This window comes from uncultured Pontibacter sp., assembly GCF_947495565.1.
Classification (GTDB): Bacteria; Bacteroidota; Bacteroidia; order Cytophagales; family Hymenobacteraceae; genus Pontibacter.
In genome coordinates this window covers 22,625-44,524 of sequence record NZ_CANLZM010000007.1, presented here as the reverse complement: position 1 = coordinate 44,524, position 21,900 = coordinate 22,625, and the positions used below count along the sequence as shown (strand labels likewise).

Below are 21,900 nucleotides of genomic sequence, written 5' to 3'. Positions count from 1 at the left end.
TATTTTGGTAGAGAGCTTAATCGGCTGCTGCCACAGCACCTGCAAATTTCTATGGCACTTCAACTGGCCGATGGGTTTAATTTTCTTTCTAAACTGACGCCGCTGCGAACGCTTAATGCGCTGCAGGTGGTAGGCAGTTACCTGTATTCAAAACTCACCGGCAAAGCTACACATTGGGGGTATCCGCTTAGCATATCGCTGGAGCCGACTACCTCCTGCAACCTGCGTTGCCCGGAGTGCCCCAGTGGCCTTCGCTCCTTCTCCCGGCCCACCGGCATGCTGCAGAACGAGCTTTTCAAAAACACTATAAACCAACTGCACCGCCGGTTGCTGTACCTTATCTTTTATTTTCAGGGGGAGCCATACTTGCACAAAAGCTTTCTGGAGCTCGTAAAGTATGCCTCAGACCGCGGCATTTACACGGCCACCTCTACCAACGCACACTTTCTGGATGACGCCACTGCGCGCAAAACAGTTGAATCCGGGCTGGACCGCCTCATCGTATCTATTGACGGCACCACGCAGGAGACGTATGAAGCTTATCGGGTAGGCGGTAAGCTGGAGAAGGTGCTGGAGGGCACACGCAATATTGTCAAGTGGAAAAAGGAGCTGAAATCGAAAACGCCGCATATAATGTTTCAGTATCTGGTGGTGCGCCCAAACGAGCATCAGCTGCAGGACGTAAAAGAGCTGGCAAAGGAACTGGGTGTGGATGAGGTGGTGTTCAAAACCGCCCAAATCTATGACTACGAGAACGGCTCGCCGCTTATCCCAACTATAGATTACTACTCCAGGTATAACAACAACGGCGACGGCAGCTACAGCATCAAAAACAAACTGCTAAACCACTGCTGGAAAATGTGGCATTCCTGCGTAATAACTTGGGATGGGTTGGTAGTGCCCTGCTGTTTTGATAAGGATGCGGAGTATCGACAAGGCGACCTGCAGCAGCAGAGCTTTGCCCAAGTATGGCGCGGCGATAAGTATAACTCATTTAGGCAGAAGCTGCTGCGCTCTCGCACAGAAGTGGAAATGTGCCGCAACTGCACCGAAGGTACAAAAGTATGGGCCTGACCAAACTAACATGATGAGACAAACAATTGGCCTGAACATTAGTTTTAACACATATATGAAAGACTTAAACAATGCTGTAGAGCTGCTTTGGAGCAAGCTGGAGGCTTGGGGGGCACAGATTGTCTTGATGCTTCCGAACATTTTTGTCGCCCTTGTTCTGCTTATCGTTACATTTTATGTAGCTGGCTTCGTGCGGGATTGGCTTGGCAAGTTTATCAACAAGTTCTCTCACAGCGCAGCGCTTAATAACCTGGTGCTCACGCTGCTGCACATTGGTATGCTGATGATAGGCTTCTTCTTTGTGTTGAGCGTGCTGAACCTGGATAGAGTAGTAATCTCGCTGCTTGCCGGTGTCGGTATCATTGGTTTGGCCTTAGGTTTTGCCTTTCAGGATATTGCCGCCAACTTCATATCCGGGGTCATCATTGCCGTGCAGAAGCCGTTTGGTGTAGGCGATATGATCGAAACAAACGATTATTTTGGTAATATCGAACGCATCACGCTCCGCACAATAGATATCCGTCAGACAACTGGCGAACTGGTTAGGCTGCCGAACAAAATGGTGTTTGAGAATCCGCTCACCAACTTTTCTATCTACGGCACCCGCCGCATAGATCTGGAAGTAGGCGTGTCTTACGCAGAGGACCTGGAGCAGGTGCAACAGGTGGTAATTGAGGCGCTGCAGGACGTAAAAAACCGCGTGAAGACACGTGATATTGAGGTGATGTTTGATGCCTTCGGCGACAGCTCCATCAATTTTAAAGCCCGCTTTTGGGTAAGCTACAGTAGGCAAGTAGATTATGTGTCGGCTAAAAGTGATGCTATCATCAAAATAAAGAAAGCCTTTGATGCGAACGATATCCTGATTCCTTTCCCTATCCGCACACTGGATTTCGGTATAAAGGGAGGCGAAAAGCTAAGCGAGGAGTTGCAAACATTAAGCGCATCCATGAAAAATGGCCAGCGCCTAGGCGGCAATGGCCATCAAGATTAAATTTATACTTTATACTACAACAGCAAGGGCCGATTAATTATCGGCCCTTGCTGTTTTTTATTTGTCGTTTTTATCGAGGTTCTTACCCAAGTCCTCTACTTGCTTCAAAAATGTGTCTACATTCTCATCGGCGTAAGGGCCGTAAGAATTAGAGATAGTGCCTTTTAAGCCGGTAGTGGTTTCCAGCGCATAAAGTATAGACATATCGTCTGGGTCGCTTTCGCCCTCAAAACGGTAATGGTCTACAATACGAACCTGATCCGGGTTAAACTGCTCTTTATCTTCCATTGTGCAGAGCCTGCCATCCTGCCCTACTTTAAAATCATACTTATAACCATCCTTACGCAGGCGGTTTAGCACGTTCACTAAAGATCTTTCTTCAACTTTATCTTGCATAACTTATCGTTTTAAAATGATTCTACTCCTAAGTATAGAACTATACGAAAAAACGAAGTTTAGATACAGACCGAAGAAACATTAATGTATAGCAGACAATAAAAAAGGGCATAAATGCCCTTTAAAAAATAGTATAAGATGAGGTGTTAAAGGAGCTTATTAGGCCTTGGCCTGTTGCTTCTCCAGGTCCTGCTGAATTTTCTTAAAGTCGATGGTGGAGCAGGCGCCGCAGCTTTTGGCGCAACCGCTTTTGGCCACAAATACCTGATAAACCATGCGCAGCATGTAAGCTACCGCCGCCAGAAACATAAGCAGAATAAGGACTTGCTGTATCATGCTATACTAACCTTTGGGAAGTATAAAAAGTTTAAGACTGAGGCTTTTTCCAAAATTCAGCGATGACCTGCTGCATTTCAGAATGTACGTTGCCGTTGCTGGCCACAATCTCCCGCCCGAAAATATAATCTCCGTCTTCGGTAAACTTGCTGAGCTTGCCGCCTGCCTCTTGTACAATGATAGAGCCTCCGGCCACATCCCAAGGGTTCAGGTTATACTCAAAAAACCCTTCGCATCGGCCACAGGCCACATACACCAAATCCAAGGCTGCAGAACCAATACGCCGGATACCGTGAGATTTAGACATAAAGGAACCAAGCACCTGCAGGTACTGCTGCGTAAGGCCAAAATCATAGTATGGAAAGCCGGTGGCAATAAGGCCGTCTTTCAGCGCAGGGGCGTCAGATACTTTTATAGGAGAGTCGTTGCAGAAGGCACCGCCGCCTTTGTAGGCCCAGAAGCATTCGTCGCGGTTGGGGTCGTACACGGTACCTAGTACAATATCATCGCCATCCAGTAGGCCTACGCTAACACAGTAAGCAGGTAACCCGTGGGTAAAGTTGGTGGTGCCGTCTAACGGGTCTATTACCCAGTTAAAGCGCTCGCCCCTGGTGGTGTCGGTGCCTTCTTCAGTGATAAAGCCAGCCTCGGGCAACAGCTTGCGCAAACCGTCAACCAGTTTCTGCTCCGCTTCCTTATCCACGTAAGAAACTAAGTCGTTAAAACCTTTCTGCTCTATCTTGGAGCGGTCGAAGCTTTCTCCCTCGTGTTTTATAAATGCGCCGACGCTGCGGCAAAGTATGTTCAGCTTATTGGCCAGTTGGTTCAGGTTCATATCTTTTGCGCTATACTTTGAAAGTGAGCAAGGGCTTGCGCCTTTTTAGAGAACCATACGGCATAAGCCGCTCTAAGTACGGCTGCCAGCATAATCGGCAGGAAAGCGGCATGATACATTTGCGGCCACAGCGGCCAGCCTAAAATTGCCACAGCGGTAACTATCGCCGTGTAAAGCATATACTTGCGCACCCAGTCCGGGAGTATGTTGCTGCCCAGGAAAAATGCCACCACTACGTGCGACGGAATAGCCCACAGCAGGTTAAAGTTGTAGGCCGTAGCCTGATGATCGGTGGCAAACCAAAGCAGCAGTACCACAATGCCCAGCAGACCTAGCATCAGGAAAAACACCATATCAAACACACGGCTGCGGCGGTGCTTTATAAAATCCAGAACCGTTAGAGCTACCACAAGTAGCAGGAAAACCCAGAAAAGCAGCTGCGGCGTAAACCAGCCGGCCTCTAAAGGTACAGAAGGGTCGCGCTCAAATATTACCTGCTGCTCTAGTGCAAGCGGGGCAGTCTGGCCGTTTTGTGAGAGGGTGGCGCTGCCAAGTCCTTTAGATAGGTAATCAGGCAAAAACATGTACTGATAAGGAGTGGCTTCCTCATCTATGCGTGCACCAAGCGCTATATCGATTCCGAAATCGCCCCAGGGCTGAGGGCCTAAGTATAAATCAATTAGGTTACGGAAGCTGTAGTCTTTGTCGAAGTGGCTGATGTTAAAAGCGATCTGGTTCGGGAAGGTAGCCTCCAGACCGTCGCGGATGCGGGTAGCGCAGTTATCAAAGAAGAAGTCGTAGAGGTAAAACCGGTTCTCTGGCAGGTAGTTGTGCGTCAGGAAAGCCCAGTACTGCTGCTTTTGCTCCTCCGTCAGGTTTAGCTGCTGCTCATATACCGAGCGGTTATCCATGGTATAGCTGTACACGAAGTCGCGGAAATGCGCCACCGACAGCTTATAGTTGAGCTTTCCCTGCGCGAACTTGAGGTAGAAATTCGGTTCGTCAAAATCAAAGGTGCCGTAGTTAAACACTACATCCGTGCCATTGGCAGGGTCGTGCACCCGCACGGCACTATGCCCGAAAATAGCGTAAAGGTCCGGCCCAGGTGAGCAGGTGATTAGGCTGATCTTGGCATTCGGCGACAGCTCCAATCCTTCAAATTGCGCCCAGGCAGGCAGGGTAAAGATGCTGAGCAGCAGCAGTAGTGTTAGTTTTTTTACGTAGTTCTTCATCTTATTCTTTATCGGCTTTGCCACCTTTGGCGGCCCCGGACACCACTAGTACAAACTCCCCCTTAATGGCCTTGTTGCTGAAGATTTCGATCAGCTCATCCAGAGTGCCATTGATGGTTTCTTCAAACATTTTAGAGATTTCACGTGAAACAGATGCCTCGCGTTCTCCACCGAAGTACTCTTTAAACTGTGTGAGCGTCTTGAGCAGGCGGTGCGGCGACTCATAAAAAATCATGGTGCGCTCCTCCTCTGCCAGGTTCTGCAGGCGCGTTTGTCTTCCTTTTTTTACAGGCAGGAAGCCTTCAAAAGTAAAGCGATCAGAGCTGAAGCCGGATTTTACCAGGGCAGGCACAAAAGCCGTGGCACCCGGCAGGCATTCGATTTTTATATCGTTCTTCAGGCACTCCCGCACCAGGTAAAAACCAGGGTCAGATATGCCAGGCGTGCCGGCATCCGATATCAGGGCCATTACCTCTCCGGCCTTCAAGCGATCTACCAGATGGGCGGTGGCCTTGTGTTCGTTGTGCAGGTGGTGGCTATGCATGCGCTTCTCAATACCCAAGTGCTGCAGCAGCTTTCCGCTGGTGCGTGTATCCTCGGCAAGTATAACATCCACCTCCTTCAGCACGCGGATGGCCCGCAGCGTAATATCCTCCAGGTTGCCGATGGGTGTCGGCACGAGGTATAAACTTGTTTTTTCCTGTTCCTGCATGGCGCAAAGATACTACTTAATTGTTGGTTGTTAAATTGCCGATTGCTTGACTTAAAGTATAACAATCGTCTCCGGCACAGCGAAAGCTTTCAAGCAGGAAGTAAGCCAATACAGCTCAACATCAACTAACAACCAACAGCTAATAATCAACGGTTCTCCGCCTTTATCCTGTCGTAAATTTCGTCTATGCGGCTGGCCAGCTTATGGTCTTTCTCGGTGACGATGTTGCCTGCGTCGTGGGTGGTGAGCTCTATCTCCACTCTGTTGTACACGTTGCTCCACCACGGGTGATGGTCCATTTCCTCGGCCACCTCGCCTACCGCGTTCATAAAGGCCAGCGCCTGTTTAAAGTCTTTAAAAGTAAGGCTGCAAACTAACTTGTTATCTTCATCTTTCCACATATCGGTACGTGTAGTATTACCTCTGTGCCTATTCTTGCAGAAACATGAAGGCAGAGCAGGCGTATAGTTTAAAAGTTTATTTACGAGTGAACAATTCTATAAACCTATAAAATCTATGGAAAACAAACCAAAATCTTTTCCGCCGCAGGAGATGGAGCAGCCGGGCAAAGAGCATAAAATGACACCAGAACCGGAGATAATACGCGATGGCTACAAAGGCAGTGATAAACTAAAGGGCAAAGTAGCCCTCATTACCGGCGGCGACAGCGGAATTGGCCGTGCCGTAGCGGTGCATTTCGCCCGCGAGGGAGCCGATATCGCCATTGTTTACCTCAACGAGGACAAAGATGCCCAAGACACCAGGCAGATGGTGGAGAAAGAGGGCCGCAAGTGCCTGCTGATCTCAGGTGACGTGGGCAAAGAGGCTTTCTGCCGCGAGGCCGTGCAGCAAACCGTAAAGGAACTTGGCCGCTTGGACACGCTGGTGAACAATGCTGGGGAGCAGCACGCCAAAGAAGACATCCGGGATATTACCGAGGAGCAGCTGAAACGCACTTTCGACACCAATATCTTCTCGATGTTCTACTTTGTGAAAGAGGCCCTGAACCACATGAAAGAAGGCAGCACTATCATCAATACCACCTCCGTGACCGCCTACCATGGCAACAAGCTGCTGCTCGACTACTCCTCCACCAAGGGAGCCATACTTACTTTTACCCGTACTTTAGCGCAAATGGTAGCCGATAAAAAAATCCGTGTGAACGGTGTGGCGCCAGGCCCTATCTGGACACCGCTCATCCCTGCCTCTTTTGATGAGGATAAGGTAGCGGAGTTCGGACAGAAAACCCTTCTGAAACGTGCCGGACAACCATCTGAGGTGGCCCCGGCTTACGTATATCTGGCCTCCGAGGATTCGGCCTTTACCATAGGTGAGATTATGCATATAAATGGCGGTGAGATGGTAACAACCTAAACCAAAGCAGCCTGAAAAGAGTAAACCCAACTATACACGCCTTCTAAAAGGGGTGCCAGTTTAATTAAAAGAATACAATTATGGCTGAAGATAAAGAAGATAGTAAAGTGAAGAACCAGCTTCCAAACAAGCGAGGCTTCCGAGAGATAGACGAAGATACGGGTAACGAAGAAATGCGTGCCGGGCACATTATTCCAGGCGCTGACCCGCCTAAGAATGAGCACCAACGCGGCGGCTTTGGTAACCGCGACGGCAAAGAGGGCTATGGCAGTGATACTGCCTCGGAAGGCCCAAGCGCCACCGGTGTAAACGACTTTGCCGACGATGGCATCCAGCCGCCAGACAACATGCGTACTGAAGACGAGGGGCGAGGCTCTTAAAGTATAAAACCTAAGTATAAAATTGATTGCAAAGTATGGCCGGCAAGTATAAACTGCTCCGGCCATACTTTAAACTTAAAAAAAGGAGGAAATCATGCCATCATATAAGCACACACAGCCCGGAGGGGAAAATAAAGGAAAGCCAACCGGACGCGGACAGGACAAGGCAGCAGGCGGCAAACCCGTTGATCCAAACCAAACCCGCGCCGAGCATGAAGAGCTGAAGAAAAAACACACTGAAGGGCCTGACCAGGCGGCTGGGGAAAACACTTTGACAAATAACCCAAACCGCAACACGAATAAGCCTGAGATTGACAACAACAAGTATAATTAACATACCTAACATTGTTTTATCAGAAATAGCACCTGCACAACGGGTGCTATTTCTGTATTATCTTTGCCGGCCGCCAAGGTCAAGCAAAAACGAATGATATGCCCCGCTACGCCATAACAGACATTCACGGTTGTGCCCGAACCTTAAAAGCCCTGGTGCAAGATCAACTCCAACTCAATAAAAATGATGAGCTTTATTTGCTTGGCGATCTGGTAAATAAAGGCCCAGACTCTAAAGGCGTAATAGATTTTGTGCTTCACCTTCAAAAGCAGCATTACCAGGTGCATTGCCTGCGCGGCAACCACGACCAGATGCTGCTGAAATCAGTGAAAAAGGGTAAAAAAGCGCTTAACCTGACATCTATAGAGCAGGAGCTGGTGCTGCAGAGCTTCGGAATTACTGGTTTTGAACACTTGCCTGATAAGTATACTGATTTCCTGTGCAGCCTGCCTTATTACTTAGAACTGCCCGATTACTTCCTGGTGCACGCAGGCTTTGATTTTAAGCAAGACGACATTTTCTCAGACAAAGAGGCAATGCTGAACATCAGGGACTATAAACCTGAATGGGAGCGACTCGGTTATAAGAAACTGCTGCATGGCCATACACCTACCCCACTCCACTCCATCAAAAAATCCACCTCCCATAAAGACCAGAAGCTAAACCTGGATGCCGGTTGTGTCTATTACAAAAATGCCGCCTATGGCAACCTCATCGCGTTAGACTTAGACACATACCAACTTTTCATTCAATCAAATATAGATAGGCCTTACCCTGTGGCGCGCAAAGGCTGAAATCTTGGGTGACAAATCTGTTTTGCTCTCATAAGCAATATGTTGCGACATTATCATGTAGCAATTTTGCATTATAATTCTACTGTATCTGCTGTTTTGGTTAAAAAATTGGATATAACTTATTGCATTATGCCAAGAAAGGCTAAAAATTAGCTTTTTTTAATAAATAGGATTAGTTTCATAGCGCTTAAAATGCTGAAATTTAAAGTGCAGACACTGTTTTTTACTGAGATAGGCTCTTGTGTGAGTTATAAAGCATAATAGGTTAGCTAATGGTTATTTACCTGTCTTAGCAGTTTACACCCGTTTATAAGAATTTTATTAACTCCATAAAAAAATACAGCATTACATTGCCTATATGATTAATAAATTATCTTATTTTGTGGCAATTATGCTTTGTTAAAAATAGCACAAGAAAATTTCATTATATACTTATAGTTCAAGCTATGGCACAAATCTACACCCCCCCTATTAAACGACTTCTCAGGCCGCTGCTGCTGCAGTGGGTCTTCCTGCTAGGAATAATATCCATAAGTATGGCCCAGGCGACGCTGCCTGTATCTCATAACGGCCCTTGGAGAGGCAGTAGCCTACCAGGTTGGACGTTAAATGCGTTAAGCGTTGATGGTGCTGACTTGGCTCCAAGTACAGCCGGAGGATCTGCGCAATTCAGACAGCCAGGAGCCTCTATCATTATTCAGTATGATAATGGTGGGAATTTGCCGCTACGGCTAAGCTATTCCTTAAGAACGGCAACAACAAGAGCAGACTATGCTGTTGCATTTGATGTAGCCTACTCTGTAGATGGTGCGACCTATACAGTAGTCGGCGAAGATCTTAAGCCGGAGACGGCAAGCCCAACCAGGTATAATGACCTAATTTCAGCTAATGCAAGATTTGTGAAATTCTCTCTAAAGAGCATTTCTAACGCTTACCTGCTGCTTGATGCATTAGAACTTACTGCGGCTCCGGAAATCACCGCTTTCGCTCCGGCTTCAGGAGTGCCGACAACACCCATTACAATTTCAGGCTACTTGTTTTCAGGAGCTACAAGAGTAAGTATCGGCGGTGTGGATGTAGCCTTCACTGTAAATCCAGAAGGTACTTCCATAGCCACTCAAGTGCCACTTGGTGCAAGTACTGGCAATATAGAAGTTGAAACACCCTCTGGCACTGTGGTAAGCGCAACAGAGTTTACTGTTCCGGCTCCGGCAATTGCCTTTACAAACGCATTTACGCCAACCACTGGTAACGCAGGAATAACAGTTAGTATCAAAGGTAAATTCTTTACAGGCGTAGACGCAGTTACTTTCAATAAAGTCCCTGCCACTGAAATTAATGTTATAAGTGATACAGAAATCAGAGCTGTTGTTCCTTTTGGCGCAAGCACAGGCAAGATAACGGTATCCAGCCCTGCCGGAAGCAGCACAAGCATAGCAGATTTTACAGTGCCTGCTCCAAAAATAGCAACAGGTACTGAATTTGCCCCAACTGTAGGCGGAGCCGGAAAAGAGGTAACTATATTTGGTTCTAATCTCTCTAGCGTTTCCAAGGTTACTTTCCTTGGAAACGAAGCCACTACAGAAGATGATAAGGAAGGTGCTGTTAAGTTGCCATACACCAGCGATACACAATTAGTAGTAATAGTGCCGGCAGGAGCTGCCACAGGTAAGATTAAACTAACTACAGCTGATAATAAATCAGTAACTACTATAGGCGCATTTACATTTATCCCTGCTCCTGTGGTTGCTAGTCTGCAGCCAACTTTTGGTTTGCCAGGAGATGCTGTTGTTATCTCCGGACAGTATTTTACCAATACTACAGAAGTTAGATTTGGAAATATAGTTGTTCCGAACACAGCAGAAGGAAATCCAGGCTTTACTGTAAATGCAGAAGGTACAGAAATTAGCACAATTGTTCCTGAAGGAGCTATGACAGCTAAAGTTACAGTAACTACTGTAGAAGGTGGTTCTGGCACAAGCGAAGATGACTTCTTGATCATCCAGCAGCCAGTTGTCTCTACCATCTCTCCTACGGAGGGCATCATCGGTGATGTCGTAACGATTAGCGGCCAGTACTTAACTGGCGTGACTAGCGTAACTTTCTTAGGTGCTGCTGTAGAAGGCAGTGAGTCGAGCGATGATGTAACAGTTGACGCGGCCAATTTTGTTTCTATAAACGACACACAAATAAGAGTAGCCGTACCGGCTGGCGCTGTAACAGGCGAGCTGCAGGTAAACAGCCGCTTTAATCCTGTTGTTACGGAACAAACATTCGCAGTTATCATCAGGCCTATTGTTAACAGCTTTAACCCGACTCTAGGTTTGGCCAGCGACCTGGTTACTATCAGTGGCTTTAACTTTACTGGAGCAACAGAGGTGACCTTCGGCGGAGTGGCGTTGCAGCCAGCCTCAGAAGGAGTGGAAGGCTTCACTGTAGTTGATGCTGAGACCATCACTGCTGCTGTTCCAGCTTCAGCTGTGACTGGTAAGATTACTGTAACATCTGAAAACGGCACCGGCGCAAGCGAGAATGACTTTGTAATCATTCAGCAGCCGGTTGTTTCTGCCATCTCTCCTCTGGAGGGTATTGTTGGCGATGTAGTAACAATCAGCGGCCAGTTTTTTGCTGGTGTTGAGCGTGTAGCATTTGTAGGTGCGGCTGATGGAGAGGGTAACCCAACTGTAGTAGCAGTTGATTCTGCTGACTTCGTATCTGCTAGCGGAACAGAAATTAAAGTAGCCGTTCCGGCAAATGCTGTTACAGGTGTACTTACTGTAACAAACCGCGCTGGTTTTGCCAACACGGAATCATTCAGAGTTATTACTGCACCAGAAATCGTGAGATTCAGCCCTGCAGAAGGCAAGGTTGGTGATCCCGTAGCCATAGAAGGTTGGTTGTTGGGAAGCGCCACCTCAGTAGCATTTAACGGTGTGGCTGTTGCAGACGGAGCATTTACTGTAAGCACAGACGGAAAGACAATTACAACCACAGTGCCTGCAAATGCAACAACAGGTGAAATCACTGTTGAAACAGCATCAGGCCCTGTAAGCAGCGAGGGAGACTTCGTTGTTATACCAGTGCCTTACGAGATCACATTTAACCCAGCCTCTGGCTTGGCTGAAACACTAGTAACAATTAGAGGCAAGAGCTTCGACGGGTTTACAGAAGTTGCCTTTAACGGTGTGGCGGCAGATATCTCTGGTGCTGCCATTGTAGAGCAAGAGCTAGACGGAGTTCCGACGGGATATCAGTTGCTATCTGTGGAGGTGCCAAGAAATGCTACGACTGGCAAAGTAAGTATAACAGCTGCAGGTGGCACAGGTACTAGCGAAGCAATCTTTACAGTGCCTACTCCAACCGAAATTACTTTTACGCCAACAACAAGCTATGCCTACCAAGCCGTAGTAATCCGAGGCAAGAATTTTAAGAATGTTGAAGAAATTACTTTTAATGGTGAGGCCGCTGATTTAGCAGCTGCAGTATTTGGAACAGACGGTGAGTTCGAAACCATTACTATACCAGCGCCTTTTGATGCAGGAACAGGAGTGGTAACAGTTACTACCCCAGCTGGACCAGGTAGCAGCGTGGCCGAGTATGCTGTGATTGAGCCAAGCATATCAGGTATAACGGCTGTCAACGGTTACGCAGGTTATACTCAGTTAACCATCACAGGCGAAAATTTTACCAAGTACTTTGATAGCACATCAGGCCAGGAGTCTGAAAAAAAACCAGTAGTAACTTTTGCTGGAGCAGTAGCAACAGTAGATGACAATAAGTACTCTGATACTTCTATTGAGGTTCTTGTGCCGGAAAGTGCTACAACAGGAAGAATCAGAGTAGAGTCAGGCAGTGGTATTGGTGAGAGTGAGATATTCTACATCTTAGCTCCGGTTATTACTAATATTACGCCTACCACGGCTTATGCTGGCCAAACAGTAACTATCACTGGCGACAACTTTATTGATGTTACTGGTCTTTCCTTCAAAGGAATCGCTATCACAGATTTTACAGCAACAGAAGGTGCAAAAGGCGGTAAGATAACATTTAAAGCGCCGTTTGTTAGTAACACAGGAGCAGGTTTAGGTACCTTAAGGGTTACAACTAAGAGTGGCTCAAGTTCTACTACAAACAATTTCACAGTTATCAAACCAGAAATAACAGGCATCAACCCAACAAGACAGTATGCAGGTTTAAGCAGAACAGTAACGTTAACTGGCTCAAACTTCGAGAAGTACTACAATGGAACTGATGTTGTAGAAAAAGATCCAATTGTTAGGTTTACAGGAAATACCAGCCCTGCAAGCCTGATAAGTTCTACAGACTCTGAAATTGTTGCAGTAGTACCAGCTGGTGCTACAACAGGCGCGATAACAGTAGAAAGTGGAAGCGGCATCGGGCAAAGTGGCAGCTTAACTATCATTGGCACGCCTACAATCTCTAGCTTCTCTCCTGCTGCTGATATTGAAGAAGGTACAGTAACGATAAACGGTACTTTCTTTGATGAGGCTACTAAAGTTACATTCCTAGGTGCGGAAGGAGATGCCTCTGATGACAAAGTTATAGCGAAAGAAGACTTTGTATCGGCTACTAACTCAAGCATACAAGTAAGAGTACCTGTAGGTGCAAACACTGGTAAATTAGCCGTAACTAACCTTAATGCTACAAATGATACAGGCGTTAGCGCTAACAGATTCAGAGTAGTTAAGGCCCCTATTGTAGAAGGCTTCTCTCCTGAATCCGGCCCGAGCAATTCTTCTGTAACCATCACAGGTGAGAACCTGACAGATGTTGATGTGATCCAGGTATACTTCAGAGGTCACAACAATACAGAAGAGCAGGCAACGGTAACCGATTTTGACAACTTTATAGGAACAAGCATAACAGTAACGGTTCCGGTAAGAGCGATATCCGGTGTGATAAGAGTGGTGAACACAGCAGGCCAAACTACTACTGTAGACGCATTTGATGTAACAAGCCCACTCATTACAGGCTTTGAGAACAACTCAGGGCCGATCACTTCTGCAAGAGTAAACGAAACGATCAAGATCAAAGGCTACAAACTGTCAGATGTAAGTACAGTTCAGTTTACCGGCTTTACTACCTCTCAGTTCTTGGAGCTTGATGAAAATACTCTTGAGGTTAAAGTGCCTCGCGGAGCCAGAACAGGAAAGGTTACAGTAAACGCGCTAGGAGGGTCAGCTACAAGTGTTGACAACCTGACAATTGTTGAACCGACCATTACTGTAACGCCAGCTTCTCTTGCTACATTCGGGGCTGAGGAAAATACGCTTTCTGCGCCACAGCAATACAATGTGAGCGCTGTTAACCTAGAGCCTGGAGAAGGTGTTACAATTTCTGTTACAAGATCAAACCAATTCCAGATATCTCTGGATGGTGTTGATTACTCTGCAGGACCGCTAGTATTGGCTGCAACTGATGGAACTCTTACGCAAACGCCAATCTTTGTAAGGTATGCGCCAACGGAGATAGACTATCATTCAGCAACTATAGCAAACGTGTCTCCTAATGCTGTTACAAGAAATGTGTCAGTAACAGGCAACTCGGTAACGCCGCTGCCGGTTGAGCTTATATCCTTTAAGGCAGCGCTGCAGAACAACAATGTACTGCTTACATGGGCAACTGCTTCTGAGGAGAACAACTCTCACTTTGAAGTGGAAATGTCTAGAGATGCAAAGGATGGTTTTGAGAAGATAGGACACGTAGACAGCAAAGCTACTAATAGCTCAATCAAGCTGGATTACGAGTTCACTCACAAGCTGGGCAACATAACTGGTGCAGTTTACTACCGCCTGAAGCAGGTAGATACAGACGGTACAGTAGATTATAGCAAAGTAGTGGCCGTAAACGTGAAGGCTCGCGAGCTGGTGCAGCAACTGCTTGTTGCTCCTAACCCGATCAACTACAACTCTAAACTGTTTGTAACAGCTGAGGTAAGCGGTAAAGCGAAACTGACACTGCATAGCATGACAGGCAAGAAAGTATACGCTAAAGTTGTAGAACTGGAGCAGGGCCAAAATGAGGTGCAGCTTCCGGTATACGATAAACTTTCTAAAGGCATGTATGTGCTGAGCGTGGAGCTGAACGAACAGGTTTCTCAGATTAAATTAATGAAAGAATAGCCTAATCAGACTTAGCTATACTTAAAAGGCCTGGTGCAATTGCACCAGGCCTTTCTTCTTGTAAAAATTTCGCGTAGCTAAATCTGGGGAGCAGCAGAGCCTCGTATATAAACTTCTGAAACATTGGTTTATTCCGGCGCATACTTTAATTTTGACTGCTCACTAAACCGAATTAAAACTGATGCAAAAAGACACAGCCATATTTGACCTTATAGCGAAAGAAAAGATACGCCAAACGCATGGTATAGAACTGATAGCCTCTGAGAACTTTGTTTCGGAGCAGGTAATGCAGGCCATGGGCAGTGTCATGACAAACAAGTATGCAGAAGGGCTACCAGGCAAACGCTACTATGGCGGTTGCGAAATAGTAGACCAATCGGAGCAATTGGCTATTGACCGTGCAAAAGAACTTTTTGGAATAGAGTGGGCAAACGTACAGCCTCACTCAGGCGCACAAGCTAACGCAGCGGTTATGCTGGCGGTGCTGCAGCCCGGAGATAAAATCCTAGGATTCGACTTGTCGCACGGAGGGCACCTGACGCATGGCTCGCCTGTTAACTTCTCTGGAAAACTATACAACCCTACTTTTTATGGGGTAGAGCAGGAAACCGGCCTTATTGATTTTGATAAAATAGTGGAGACGGCACGACGTGAGCAACCAAAGCTTATCATCTGTGGCGCGTCTGCCTACAGCCGCGACTGGGATTACAAGAAGCTGCGTCAGGCGGCCGATGAGGTTGGAGCTCTGCTTTTAGCTGATATTTCTCACCCGTCGGGCCTAATAGCGCGCGGATTGTTAAATAGCCCGTTTGAGCACTGCCATATCGTAACAACTACTACGCATAAAACACTACGTGGCCCTCGCGGCGGTATGATTATGATGGGCAAAGATTTTGAAAACCCATTTGGGCTGAAGACACCAAAAGGCGAAACACGCATGATGTCATCGGTGTTGGATGGAGCAGTTTTCCCGGGTACGCAGGGTGGCCCGTTGGAGCACGTAATCGCGGCGAAAGCAGTAGCATACTTTGAGGCGCTTTCAGATGATTATCTAGGTTATGTAAAGCAGGTGCAGCAAAACGCACAGGCAATGGCTAAAGCATTTATAGAGCGCGGTTATAAAATTATTTCCGGTGGCACAGACAACCACATGATGCTGATTGACCTGCGCTCGAAAGGTATAACAGGCAAGCTGGCAGAAAACACGCTCGTAAAAGCCGATATCACCATCAATAAAAACATGGTGCCTTTCGATGATAAATCGCCGTTTGTAACCTCAGGAATGCGTGTAGGCACAGCTGCCATTACCACACGAGGCCTGAAGGAACAGGATATGGCACGCATCGTGGAATATATAGACCAGGTGCTGATGAACCACGACAACGAAAGTAAGATCAGCAGCGTGCGCACAGACATCAATGGCTGGATGCAAGATTATCCGCTTTTCGCATATTAATAAAATAGAAAGTAAAGGAGGAGCCCGCTTTTGATGGATCAACCATTTCTGAAGGAAGAAGAACCGCAGGAGATGTCCTTCGTGGACCATCTTGAAGAGTTAAGATGGCATATTATAAGGGCATTAGGTTCTATCTTCATTTTTGCAACCATAGCTTTTCTAGCGAAGGGCTTTGTGTTTCATGATATTATACTTGCCCCTTCCCGCACAGATTTTCTAAGTTATAGAGTGATGTGCCAGGTGGGGCAATCTCTTGGTTCAGATGCGCTATGCTTTGACGAGATGGGCTTTACCATACAAAGCCGGCAAATGAGCGGTCAGTTTACCATGCACCTGCTGGTATCGGCTGTGCTAGGTCTGGCCTGTGCTTTCCCGTATGCTTTCTGGGAAATCTGGCGCTTTGTAAGGCCGGGGCTATACCCGCAGGAGCGCAAAAACTCTCAAGGGGCGGTGTTCTTCGTGTCTATACTTTTTGCGCTTGGCCTGATGTTCGGGTACTATGTGGTGTCGCCGATCTCCATTAACTTTTTGGCTGGCTATCAGGTAGACCCGAGCATTGTGAATGAGTTTGACCTTTCGTCTTACATCTCGACGCTTACCACGCTTTGCCTGGCCTGTGCATTTATGTTTGAGATGCCGGTGATCGTGTTCTTCCTGACCAAAGCGGGTTTAATTACCCCGGAGACGATGAAGCTGTACCGCCGTCATGCCTTGGTGGTAATACTTGTAGTGGGCGCTATCATAACGCCACCAGACGTGATTAGCCAGATCCTTATATCGATGCCCCTGATGCTGCTTTACGAAGCAAGTATCCGTATTTCGGAATCTATTCGTAAAAAAGATCTGAAACGACTTAACGAACAAAACTCATAGACTCTGATGGCACTTAAGATAGCGATTGGCGGCGACCATGCCGGATATACTTATAAAAGCATGTTAAAGGAGGTGCTGGCGCAGCTAAACTGCGAAATCCAGGATTTTGGACCAGACTCCGAAGCTTCAGTGGATTATCCTGACCACGTGCACCCACTGGCTAAGGCCGTCGTAAATAAAGAGGCTGATTTCGGCATCTTGATCTGCGGCAGCGGTAACGGTGTGGCTATAACGGCAAACAAGTACCAGGAAATTCGTGCGGCCCTGTGCTGGCTTCCGGAGCTTGCCAAACTTGCCCGCGAACATAACAATGCAAACGTTTTGTGTATCCCGGCAAGGTTTGTATCTGAAGAGGAGGCAAAAGAGATGGTGCGGGTGTTTCTGAACACAGACTTTGAAGGGGGCCGCCACCAAAACAGAGTAAACAAGATTACTTCCTGCTAAGGAGTATCAAGTATAAAATCAAAGCGACAGCCGCTCCTATTTAGGGCGGCTGTCGCTGTTTTAACTAACTGTTAAAGCTTGTGGTAAAGTGAAGAAGCGACAGGCTAAGTACAGCTTTTTGTAGATTACCATACTTGCGATCATATGCTTTCAGGAATTTAAAATTATAGTTTGCAATGCTCCCTCCTACTCTGGAAAACTGTTAGCAGTGCCAGAACCAGCTTTGCAACAGGCTGCTTATAAAATTGGAGATGATGCCAGACAAGCAAGTATAAACTCCGAATCAGTAGCTGCGGTGCGAGCAGAAAATAGGTTGAAGAATTATTTCAACTTGTAAACTCCAGTATGCTCCGTTTGCTCATACTTGCCAAAGATATCGGGCAGCTTATAAGTTAGCTCTGGCATAAGACCGGCTTTGTCTACTAAGTATTGCGGCATCTCATCACTAAAATTTTCGTGCAGCTGGAAAACGGCATTATACTCATTTAACTTACCAAAGTGTCGTTGGGCAAGGTTCCAGTTAATGTAGGGTGTTGCCGGCTTGTTTTGCATATAATAGCTGATGTCATTGCCCAACACAAGTACGGTGCTGTTCTGCATGGGCACTTCAGCCTGCTCCGGCAGCAGCAGCGGAGATTCATCCATTTGCATAAACTCGTTAATGCCCAATACAATGCGATAGCGAAGCACCAGCACGCTTACAAGCATCACCAAAAACACAGCGTTCAAAATCCAGCCTTTGCGGTTGGAGGTAAAAAAGAACTGGCCGAAATAAGCTACCGGCGGCAGCACGATCACGAACGTTGCCACCGAAATCTCATCTCTGGTAAAAATAACCAGCAGGCTTGCCACCAGCCACACCCACATCAGTTGCTGAAACTTAACCTGAAATACCAGGCGCTGAGGCAAGGAGGCGGCGCTGAGCAGCGACAGCACAAGGATAAGCCCCGGAATGATCATCAGTTTAGCCACATCGGCAGGAGGGCGTAAGAAGGCTACTTGTAATTGCCACGGGCGTAGCAGGTGCAGCTGCAGAAACTCCTGGTTGGTGTTGGTATACAAATAATACGTCATCAGCACCGCATACGGAAAGGCAAAGCCGCAAAGCATAAGCATCGTGCTGCGGAAGGTATTGGATGCAAAAAAGATAACAGCAAACACGCCTACCAGCAGGAACACCGCCAGCGGCAGAAAGCTCATGGCTGCAAGCCCCAGCATAAATCCGCCTACAAACAACCTGTTGTTCTCGTACCCTTCGCGGTTTAACGTAATAATGTACGGCAGCGAAAGAATCAAAAACGTGTTGCCAATGAGCAGCGGTGTAAGCATGTTATACTCAAAAGAGAGGCTGCCGATGATCAGGTACAGGAGGGCGGGCAGGTAATTTTTGCTGGCATATACGTTATGGCGGTTAAGGGTACTGTTGAGCAACAGGGCTTGCAGCAGAATCAGGCCCATGGCCGCTAACCGGTAAGCAAGAAAAGACCGCCCGGCCATCAGGTCCAGCAGCCAGAAAACCAGCGCAGAAATCGGAGCTGTGTTATCGTAGATTTCGCGGTACATGCTTTGCCCGTCTGCCAGCCGCTCCCCCACCAGCATGTGCAGCAGCTCAGGCGCCGTTGGCCGGATGCCAAGCAGTACCAGAGGCAGCTGTATCCCAATAAACAGCACAATCAACATAAAAAGGCGGGAAGGCAGTATGCTACGGAAGTAACTTATCAAGGAAAGACAGAGTTAGAGGAAACGGTAGTAAAATATAAAAGCACCCGCGGCAAGTATAAAATCGGCCCTGCACACAGCGCTACAGCATGTAGTGCTAGCCAAAACAGCAAAAAGCTTTATCTCAGCGGTGCCTGCTTTACGTGTCCTACACGAAATGAGTAAGGCACTTTTGGGGTAAAAATGCGAAATTAATATGATATTTGCATCTTCGTATGGAAAGTAAAAGACAACAGAAATTCTCGCGCCTGATTCAGAAAGAGCTGGCGGATATCTTCCAAAGAGAAGTGCCGCACTTGTTCGGAGGCGCCTATATATCAGTGAGTGTGGTACGCATGTCGCCTGATTTGGGTGTGGCTAAAGTATACCTGAGCATCATGATGGCCCAAAACAACGAGGCTGTGCTGCAGGAGGTGCGTATCAACGCCAAAACTATTCGCCACCAACTGGCACAGCGCATTAAAAACCAGGCGCGCATCATCCCGGAGCTCATCTTTTACCTGGATGATACGGCCGAATATGCAGCCAAGATTGATAAACTGTTTGAAAACATCGACATTCCGCCTGCCAGCGAGGATGACGAGGACGATGAAACATACCCTAACAAGTAGGCCTTAGCCGCACATCACCCTTATGCAGTACGACCCAATTAAACGGGTGCTTGGAGACGTGTTCAACAAGACACCTTTCCTGCGCCGCGTATTCTATAATCTGCTAGACTTGCTGTTGCTTCGTGCCTGGCACGTTAAAAAGGAGCTTCGCGAGTGGTCTGATAACCGCCGAAACGAAGAGCAGCACATACTGGACGCCGGCTCAGGCTTCGGGCAGTATACCTACCACCTGTCGGGGATGAGCAGCAAGTGGCGTATACTGGCCGTTGATGTAAAGGAGGAACAGGTGTCGGACTGCAATCGCTTTATGCGTGCCATAGGCCGGCAGAACATTTTGTTCAAGATCGCCGATCTGGTTAAATACCGTGAGCCCGAAACCTATGACCTTATACTTTCAGTGGATGTGATGGAGCATATACTGGAGGATGTGGAGGTTTTCCGTAACTTCAATGCATCGCTGCGCCCGGGTGGCATGCTGCTGATCTCCACACCTTCCGACCAAGGTGGTTCAGATGTGCACGGAGATGATGAAACCTCATTTATTGAGGAGCACGTACGGGATGGGTATAACATCAAAGAGATTGAGGATAAACTCAGAATAGCGGGCTTTAGCAAAGTGCAGGCTCGTTACTCATATGGCAAGCCGGGTCAGATTTCGTGGCGCCTTTCCATGAAGTACCCGCTGCTGATGCTAAACGCCTCTAAAATTTTCTTTGTGCTGCTGCCGTTCTATTACCTGGTAACCTTCCCGGTAAGTATGGTGCTGAACTGGATGGATGTAAAAGGAAGTCACCCATCGGGTACCGGCCTGATTGTAAAAGCATGGAAATAGTTAATTGTTATATTGTTGGTGGTTAAATTACTGACTCTGAAAATGACCAAGAAACAACCATTTAACAAGTAAACAATTTAGCGATTAAGAATGAACGTACCTTTTCTGATAGCGAAGCGATATTTTTTCTCTAGAAAGAAGAGGAACATTATTAGTATTATCTCCAACATTGCCATGATTGGAGTGGCGGTAGGTTCTGCCGCGCTCATTATCGTGCTATCAGTTTTTAACGGCCTGGAGGATCTGATCCGTGAGATTTACTCAAGCTTTGACCCGGACCTGAAGATTACGGCTGTTGAGGGCAAATCTTTTGAGACAGACACCGAATTCATGAACCGTATCCGCCGTACGCCGGGTGTGGCAGTGGTTTCGGAAGTGATTGAGGATAATGCGCTGCTCCGCTACAACGAGCGGCAGATGGTGGTGAAGGTAAAAGGAGTAAGCGAAAATTTCTTTGATCAGAACGATATTGACTCTTCTGTAGTAGAGGGCAGCAGTAATTTATACTTCAACAAAGCTTACCGCGCCTTGGTAGGCCGTGGTGTGCAGTACCAGTTGTCCATCCGGCCAGGCAACCAGTTTGAGCCCTTGCAGTTCCTGTACCCGCGCAATGTAAAGTTTAACCCGCTTAACCCTGAGGGGTCCTTCAACAACCTGAGCATTTTGCCGGGAGGCATATTTGCCATAGAGCGGCAGTATGATGATGCGTATGTATTTGTGCCGCTTAACTTTGCCGAGGAACTACTAGACTATGGCCGCCGCCGGACAGCCTTAGAGATAAAAGTGGAGCAAGGTTACCGCATAGAGCAGGTAAAGCGCGAACTGCTGCAGGTGCTGGGCCAAAATTTTAAAGTGCAGAACTCTGATGAGCAGCATACCAGCCTGCTACGCGCCGTAAAAGTGGAAAAGCTTTTCGTGTTCATCACCTTCGCGTTTATACTTGGCATCGCATCCCTTAACATCTTCTTCTCCCTCTCGATGCTCGTAATCGACAAGAAGAAGGACATTGCCATACTTGCCTCTATGGGAGCCACGGCTAAAACTATCCGTAACATATTTCTGATGGAAGGGGCGTTGGTAGCCTGTATCGGAGCTGCTTACGGGCTTACGCTTGGCATGCTCATCTGCAACCTGCAGCAGACTTTTGGGCTGGTAAGTATGGGCATGGCGACCTCGGTGGTAGAGGCTTACCCAGTAAAAATGGAGATTGAGGACTTCGCGCTCACGGGCTTGGCAATTGTTGTTATCACCCTGCTGGTGTCGATCCGGCCTGCTAACAAAGCGGCTGCCATGTCTGTTACCGATAACATATAACACCCCCTGCCACAGTACAATTTCTATACTTCAGAAACATCTGAGGC

The 21,900-nt window shown here is 47.3% G+C and carries 20 protein-coding genes; 13 read left to right on the top strand and 7 right to left on the bottom strand.

Translation table 11 applies throughout. The features are described 5' to 3' along the window. Positions 1 to 51 precede the first annotated feature (51 nt). Both Q1B04_RS10370 and Q1B04_RS10365 read left to right on the top strand, forming a co-directional pair. Positions 52 to 1,074, top strand: a complete 1,023-nt coding sequence (locus Q1B04_RS10370) for an SPASM domain-containing protein (protein WP_299758902.1) — start codon at positions 52 to 54, stop codon at positions 1,072 to 1,074. Positions 1,075 to 1,084: 10 nt separating this feature from the next. Next, on the top strand, positions 1,085 to 2,068 hold the full coding sequence (locus Q1B04_RS10365; RefSeq protein WP_299758741.1) for a mechanosensitive ion channel: 984 nt from the start codon (positions 1,085 to 1,087) through the stop codon (positions 2,066 to 2,068). 57 nt (positions 2,069 to 2,125) lie between these two features. On the opposite strand, the gene Q1B04_RS10360 is transcribed toward Q1B04_RS10365, so the two are convergent. From Q1B04_RS10360 to Q1B04_RS10335, 6 genes are all read right to left on the bottom strand, one after another. Beyond that, the gene (locus Q1B04_RS10360) at positions 2,126 to 2,464 is read right to left on the bottom strand and encodes a hypothetical protein (protein WP_299758740.1); all 339 of its coding nucleotides are present in this window, start codon (positions 2,462 to 2,464) and stop codon (positions 2,126 to 2,128) included. Positions 2,465 to 2,623: 159 nt separating this feature from the next. Continuing rightward, positions 2,624 to 2,800, bottom strand: coding sequence for a hypothetical protein (locus Q1B04_RS10355; protein WP_299758739.1), 177 nt, complete (start codon positions 2,798 to 2,800; stop codon positions 2,624 to 2,626). Positions 2,801 to 2,831: 31 nt separating this feature from the next. Beyond that, a complete protein-coding gene (locus Q1B04_RS10350) occupies positions 2,832 to 3,635 on the bottom strand; it encodes an inositol monophosphatase family protein (RefSeq protein WP_299758738.1) in 804 nt (267 codons plus the stop codon). Next, positions 3,632 to 4,867: a DUF4105 domain-containing protein gene (locus Q1B04_RS10345; RefSeq protein ID WP_299758737.1), complete on the bottom strand. Its 1,236-nt coding sequence runs from the start codon at positions 4,865 to 4,867 to the stop codon at positions 3,632 to 3,634. Before Q1B04_RS10345 ends, Q1B04_RS10350 begins: the two co-directional genes overlap by 4 nt. Before the next feature lies 1 nt (position 4,868). Further along, positions 4,869 to 5,579, bottom strand: coding sequence for a 16S rRNA (cytidine(1402)-2'-O)-methyltransferase (gene rsmI, locus Q1B04_RS10340; protein ID WP_299758736.1), 711 nt, complete (start codon positions 5,577 to 5,579; stop codon positions 4,869 to 4,871). Positions 5,580 to 5,725: 146 nt separating this feature from the next. Further along, complete coding sequence (locus tag Q1B04_RS10335) at positions 5,726 to 5,980, bottom strand: 4a-hydroxytetrahydrobiopterin dehydratase (protein WP_299758735.1); 255 nt, start codon at positions 5,978 to 5,980, stop codon at positions 5,726 to 5,728. A 115-nt stretch (positions 5,981 to 6,095) separates the two neighbouring features. On the opposite strand from Q1B04_RS10335, the gene Q1B04_RS10330 reads away from it, so the two are divergent. The 8 genes from Q1B04_RS10330 to rpiB all read left to right on the top strand — a co-directional run bounded on the left by Q1B04_RS10330 (position 6,096) and on the right by rpiB (position 17,377). After that, complete coding sequence (locus Q1B04_RS10330) at positions 6,096 to 6,953, top strand: SDR family oxidoreductase (RefSeq protein WP_299758734.1); 858 nt, start codon at positions 6,096 to 6,098, stop codon at positions 6,951 to 6,953. 80 nt (positions 6,954 to 7,033) lie between these two features. Beyond that, complete coding sequence (locus tag Q1B04_RS10325) at positions 7,034 to 7,333, top strand: hypothetical protein (protein WP_299758733.1); 300 nt, start codon at positions 7,034 to 7,036, stop codon at positions 7,331 to 7,333. Between the two features lie 94 nt (positions 7,334 to 7,427). Beyond that, positions 7,428 to 7,667 (top strand): hypothetical protein, encoded by a 240-nt coding sequence (locus Q1B04_RS10320; RefSeq protein WP_299758732.1) that lies wholly within the window; start codon positions 7,428 to 7,430, stop codon positions 7,665 to 7,667. A gap of 98 nt (positions 7,668 to 7,765) precedes the next feature. Then, the gene (locus Q1B04_RS10315; RefSeq protein WP_299758731.1) at positions 7,766 to 8,461 is read left to right on the top strand and encodes a metallophosphoesterase family protein; all 696 of its coding nucleotides are present in this window, start codon (positions 7,766 to 7,768) and stop codon (positions 8,459 to 8,461) included. A 446-nt stretch (positions 8,462 to 8,907) separates the two neighbouring features. After that, a complete protein-coding gene (locus Q1B04_RS10310) occupies positions 8,908 to 14,604 on the top strand; it encodes an IPT/TIG domain-containing protein (RefSeq protein WP_299758730.1) in 5,697 nt (1,898 codons plus the stop codon). A 181-nt stretch (positions 14,605 to 14,785) separates the two neighbouring features. Next, positions 14,786 to 16,060, top strand: a complete 1,275-nt coding sequence (glyA, locus tag Q1B04_RS10305) for a serine hydroxymethyltransferase (protein WP_299758729.1) — start codon at positions 14,786 to 14,788, stop codon at positions 16,058 to 16,060. Between the two features lie 33 nt (positions 16,061 to 16,093). Further along, positions 16,094 to 16,933, top strand: coding sequence for a twin-arginine translocase subunit TatC (tatC, locus tag Q1B04_RS10300; RefSeq protein WP_299758728.1), 840 nt, complete (start codon positions 16,094 to 16,096; stop codon positions 16,931 to 16,933). A gap of 6 nt (positions 16,934 to 16,939) precedes the next feature. Beyond that, positions 16,940 to 17,377, top strand: coding sequence for a ribose 5-phosphate isomerase B (gene rpiB, locus Q1B04_RS10295; RefSeq protein ID WP_299758727.1), 438 nt, complete (start codon positions 16,940 to 16,942; stop codon positions 17,375 to 17,377). A 321-nt stretch (positions 17,378 to 17,698) separates the two neighbouring features. On the opposite strand, the gene Q1B04_RS10290 is transcribed toward rpiB, so the two are convergent. Further along, positions 17,699 to 19,057, bottom strand: coding sequence for a hypothetical protein (locus Q1B04_RS10290; protein WP_299758726.1), 1,359 nt, complete (start codon positions 19,055 to 19,057; stop codon positions 17,699 to 17,701). Positions 19,058 to 19,311: 254 nt separating this feature from the next. On the opposite strand from Q1B04_RS10290, the gene rbfA reads away from it, so the two are divergent. The 3 genes from rbfA to Q1B04_RS10275 all read left to right on the top strand — a co-directional run bounded on the left by rbfA (position 19,312) and on the right by Q1B04_RS10275 (position 21,853). Then, the gene (rbfA, locus tag Q1B04_RS10285; RefSeq protein WP_299758725.1) at positions 19,312 to 19,707 is read left to right on the top strand and encodes a 30S ribosome-binding factor RbfA; all 396 of its coding nucleotides are present in this window, start codon (positions 19,312 to 19,314) and stop codon (positions 19,705 to 19,707) included. Positions 19,708 to 19,729: 22 nt separating this feature from the next. Next, a complete protein-coding gene (locus Q1B04_RS10280; RefSeq protein ID WP_299758724.1) occupies positions 19,730 to 20,539 on the top strand; it encodes a class I SAM-dependent methyltransferase in 810 nt (269 codons plus the stop codon). A gap of 90 nt (positions 20,540 to 20,629) precedes the next feature. Further along, the gene (locus Q1B04_RS10275; protein ID WP_299758723.1) at positions 20,630 to 21,853 is read left to right on the top strand and encodes an FtsX-like permease family protein; all 1,224 of its coding nucleotides are present in this window, start codon (positions 20,630 to 20,632) and stop codon (positions 21,851 to 21,853) included. Positions 21,854 to 21,900 lie beyond the last annotated feature (47 nt).

What these genes read in the sequence shown, in the direction of transcription:
- tatC (WP_299758728.1), top strand. Translation starts at nt 16,094, where the DNA reads ATGGATCAACCATTTCTGAAGGAAGAAGAACCGCAGGAGATGTCCTTC.
- rpiB (WP_299758727.1), top strand. Translation starts at nt 16,940, where the DNA reads ATGGCACTTAAGATAGCGATTGGCGGCGACCATGCCGGATATACTTAT.
- Q1B04_RS10330 (WP_299758734.1), top strand. Translation starts at nt 6,096, where the DNA reads ATGGAAAACAAACCAAAATCTTTTCCGCCGCAGGAGATGGAGCAGCCG.
- Q1B04_RS10345 (WP_299758737.1), bottom strand. Translation starts at nt 4,867, where the DNA reads ATGAAGAACTACGTAAAAAAACTAACACTACTGCTGCTGCTCAGCATC.
- Q1B04_RS10280 (WP_299758724.1), top strand. Translation starts at nt 19,730, where the DNA reads ATGCAGTACGACCCAATTAAACGGGTGCTTGGAGACGTGTTCAACAAG.
- Q1B04_RS10325 (WP_299758733.1), top strand. Translation starts at nt 7,034, where the DNA reads ATGGCTGAAGATAAAGAAGATAGTAAAGTGAAGAACCAGCTTCCAAAC.
- Q1B04_RS10335 (WP_299758735.1), bottom strand. Translation starts at nt 5,980, where the DNA reads ATGTGGAAAGATGAAGATAACAAGTTAGTTTGCAGCCTTACTTTTAAA.
- Q1B04_RS10290 (WP_299758726.1), bottom strand. Translation starts at nt 19,057, where the DNA reads ATGTTGATTGTGCTGTTTATTGGGATACAGCTGCCTCTGGTACTGCTT.
- Q1B04_RS10360 (WP_299758740.1), bottom strand. Translation starts at nt 2,464, where the DNA reads ATGCAAGATAAAGTTGAAGAAAGATCTTTAGTGAACGTGCTAAACCGC.
- Q1B04_RS10355 (WP_299758739.1), bottom strand. Translation starts at nt 2,800, where the DNA reads ATGATACAGCAAGTCCTTATTCTGCTTATGTTTCTGGCGGCGGTAGCT.
- Q1B04_RS10350 (WP_299758738.1), bottom strand. Translation starts at nt 3,635, where the DNA reads ATGAACCTGAACCAACTGGCCAATAAGCTGAACATACTTTGCCGCAGC.
- rbfA (WP_299758725.1), top strand. Translation starts at nt 19,312, where the DNA reads ATGGAAAGTAAAAGACAACAGAAATTCTCGCGCCTGATTCAGAAAGAG.
- Q1B04_RS10315 (WP_299758731.1), top strand. Translation starts at nt 7,766, where the DNA reads ATGCCCCGCTACGCCATAACAGACATTCACGGTTGTGCCCGAACCTTA.
- Q1B04_RS10370 (WP_299758902.1), top strand. Translation starts at nt 52, where the DNA reads ATGGCACTTCAACTGGCCGATGGGTTTAATTTTCTTTCTAAACTGACG.
- Q1B04_RS10365 (WP_299758741.1), top strand. Translation starts at nt 1,085, where the DNA reads ATGATGAGACAAACAATTGGCCTGAACATTAGTTTTAACACATATATG.
- Q1B04_RS10310 (WP_299758730.1), top strand. Translation starts at nt 8,908, where the DNA reads ATGGCACAAATCTACACCCCCCCTATTAAACGACTTCTCAGGCCGCTG.
- glyA (WP_299758729.1), top strand. Translation starts at nt 14,786, where the DNA reads ATGCAAAAAGACACAGCCATATTTGACCTTATAGCGAAAGAAAAGATA.
- Q1B04_RS10275 (WP_299758723.1), top strand. Translation starts at nt 20,630, where the DNA reads ATGAACGTACCTTTTCTGATAGCGAAGCGATATTTTTTCTCTAGAAAG.
- rsmI (WP_299758736.1), bottom strand. Translation starts at nt 5,579, where the DNA reads ATGCAGGAACAGGAAAAAACAAGTTTATACCTCGTGCCGACACCCATC.
- Q1B04_RS10320 (WP_299758732.1), top strand. Translation starts at nt 7,428, where the DNA reads ATGCCATCATATAAGCACACACAGCCCGGAGGGGAAAATAAAGGAAAG.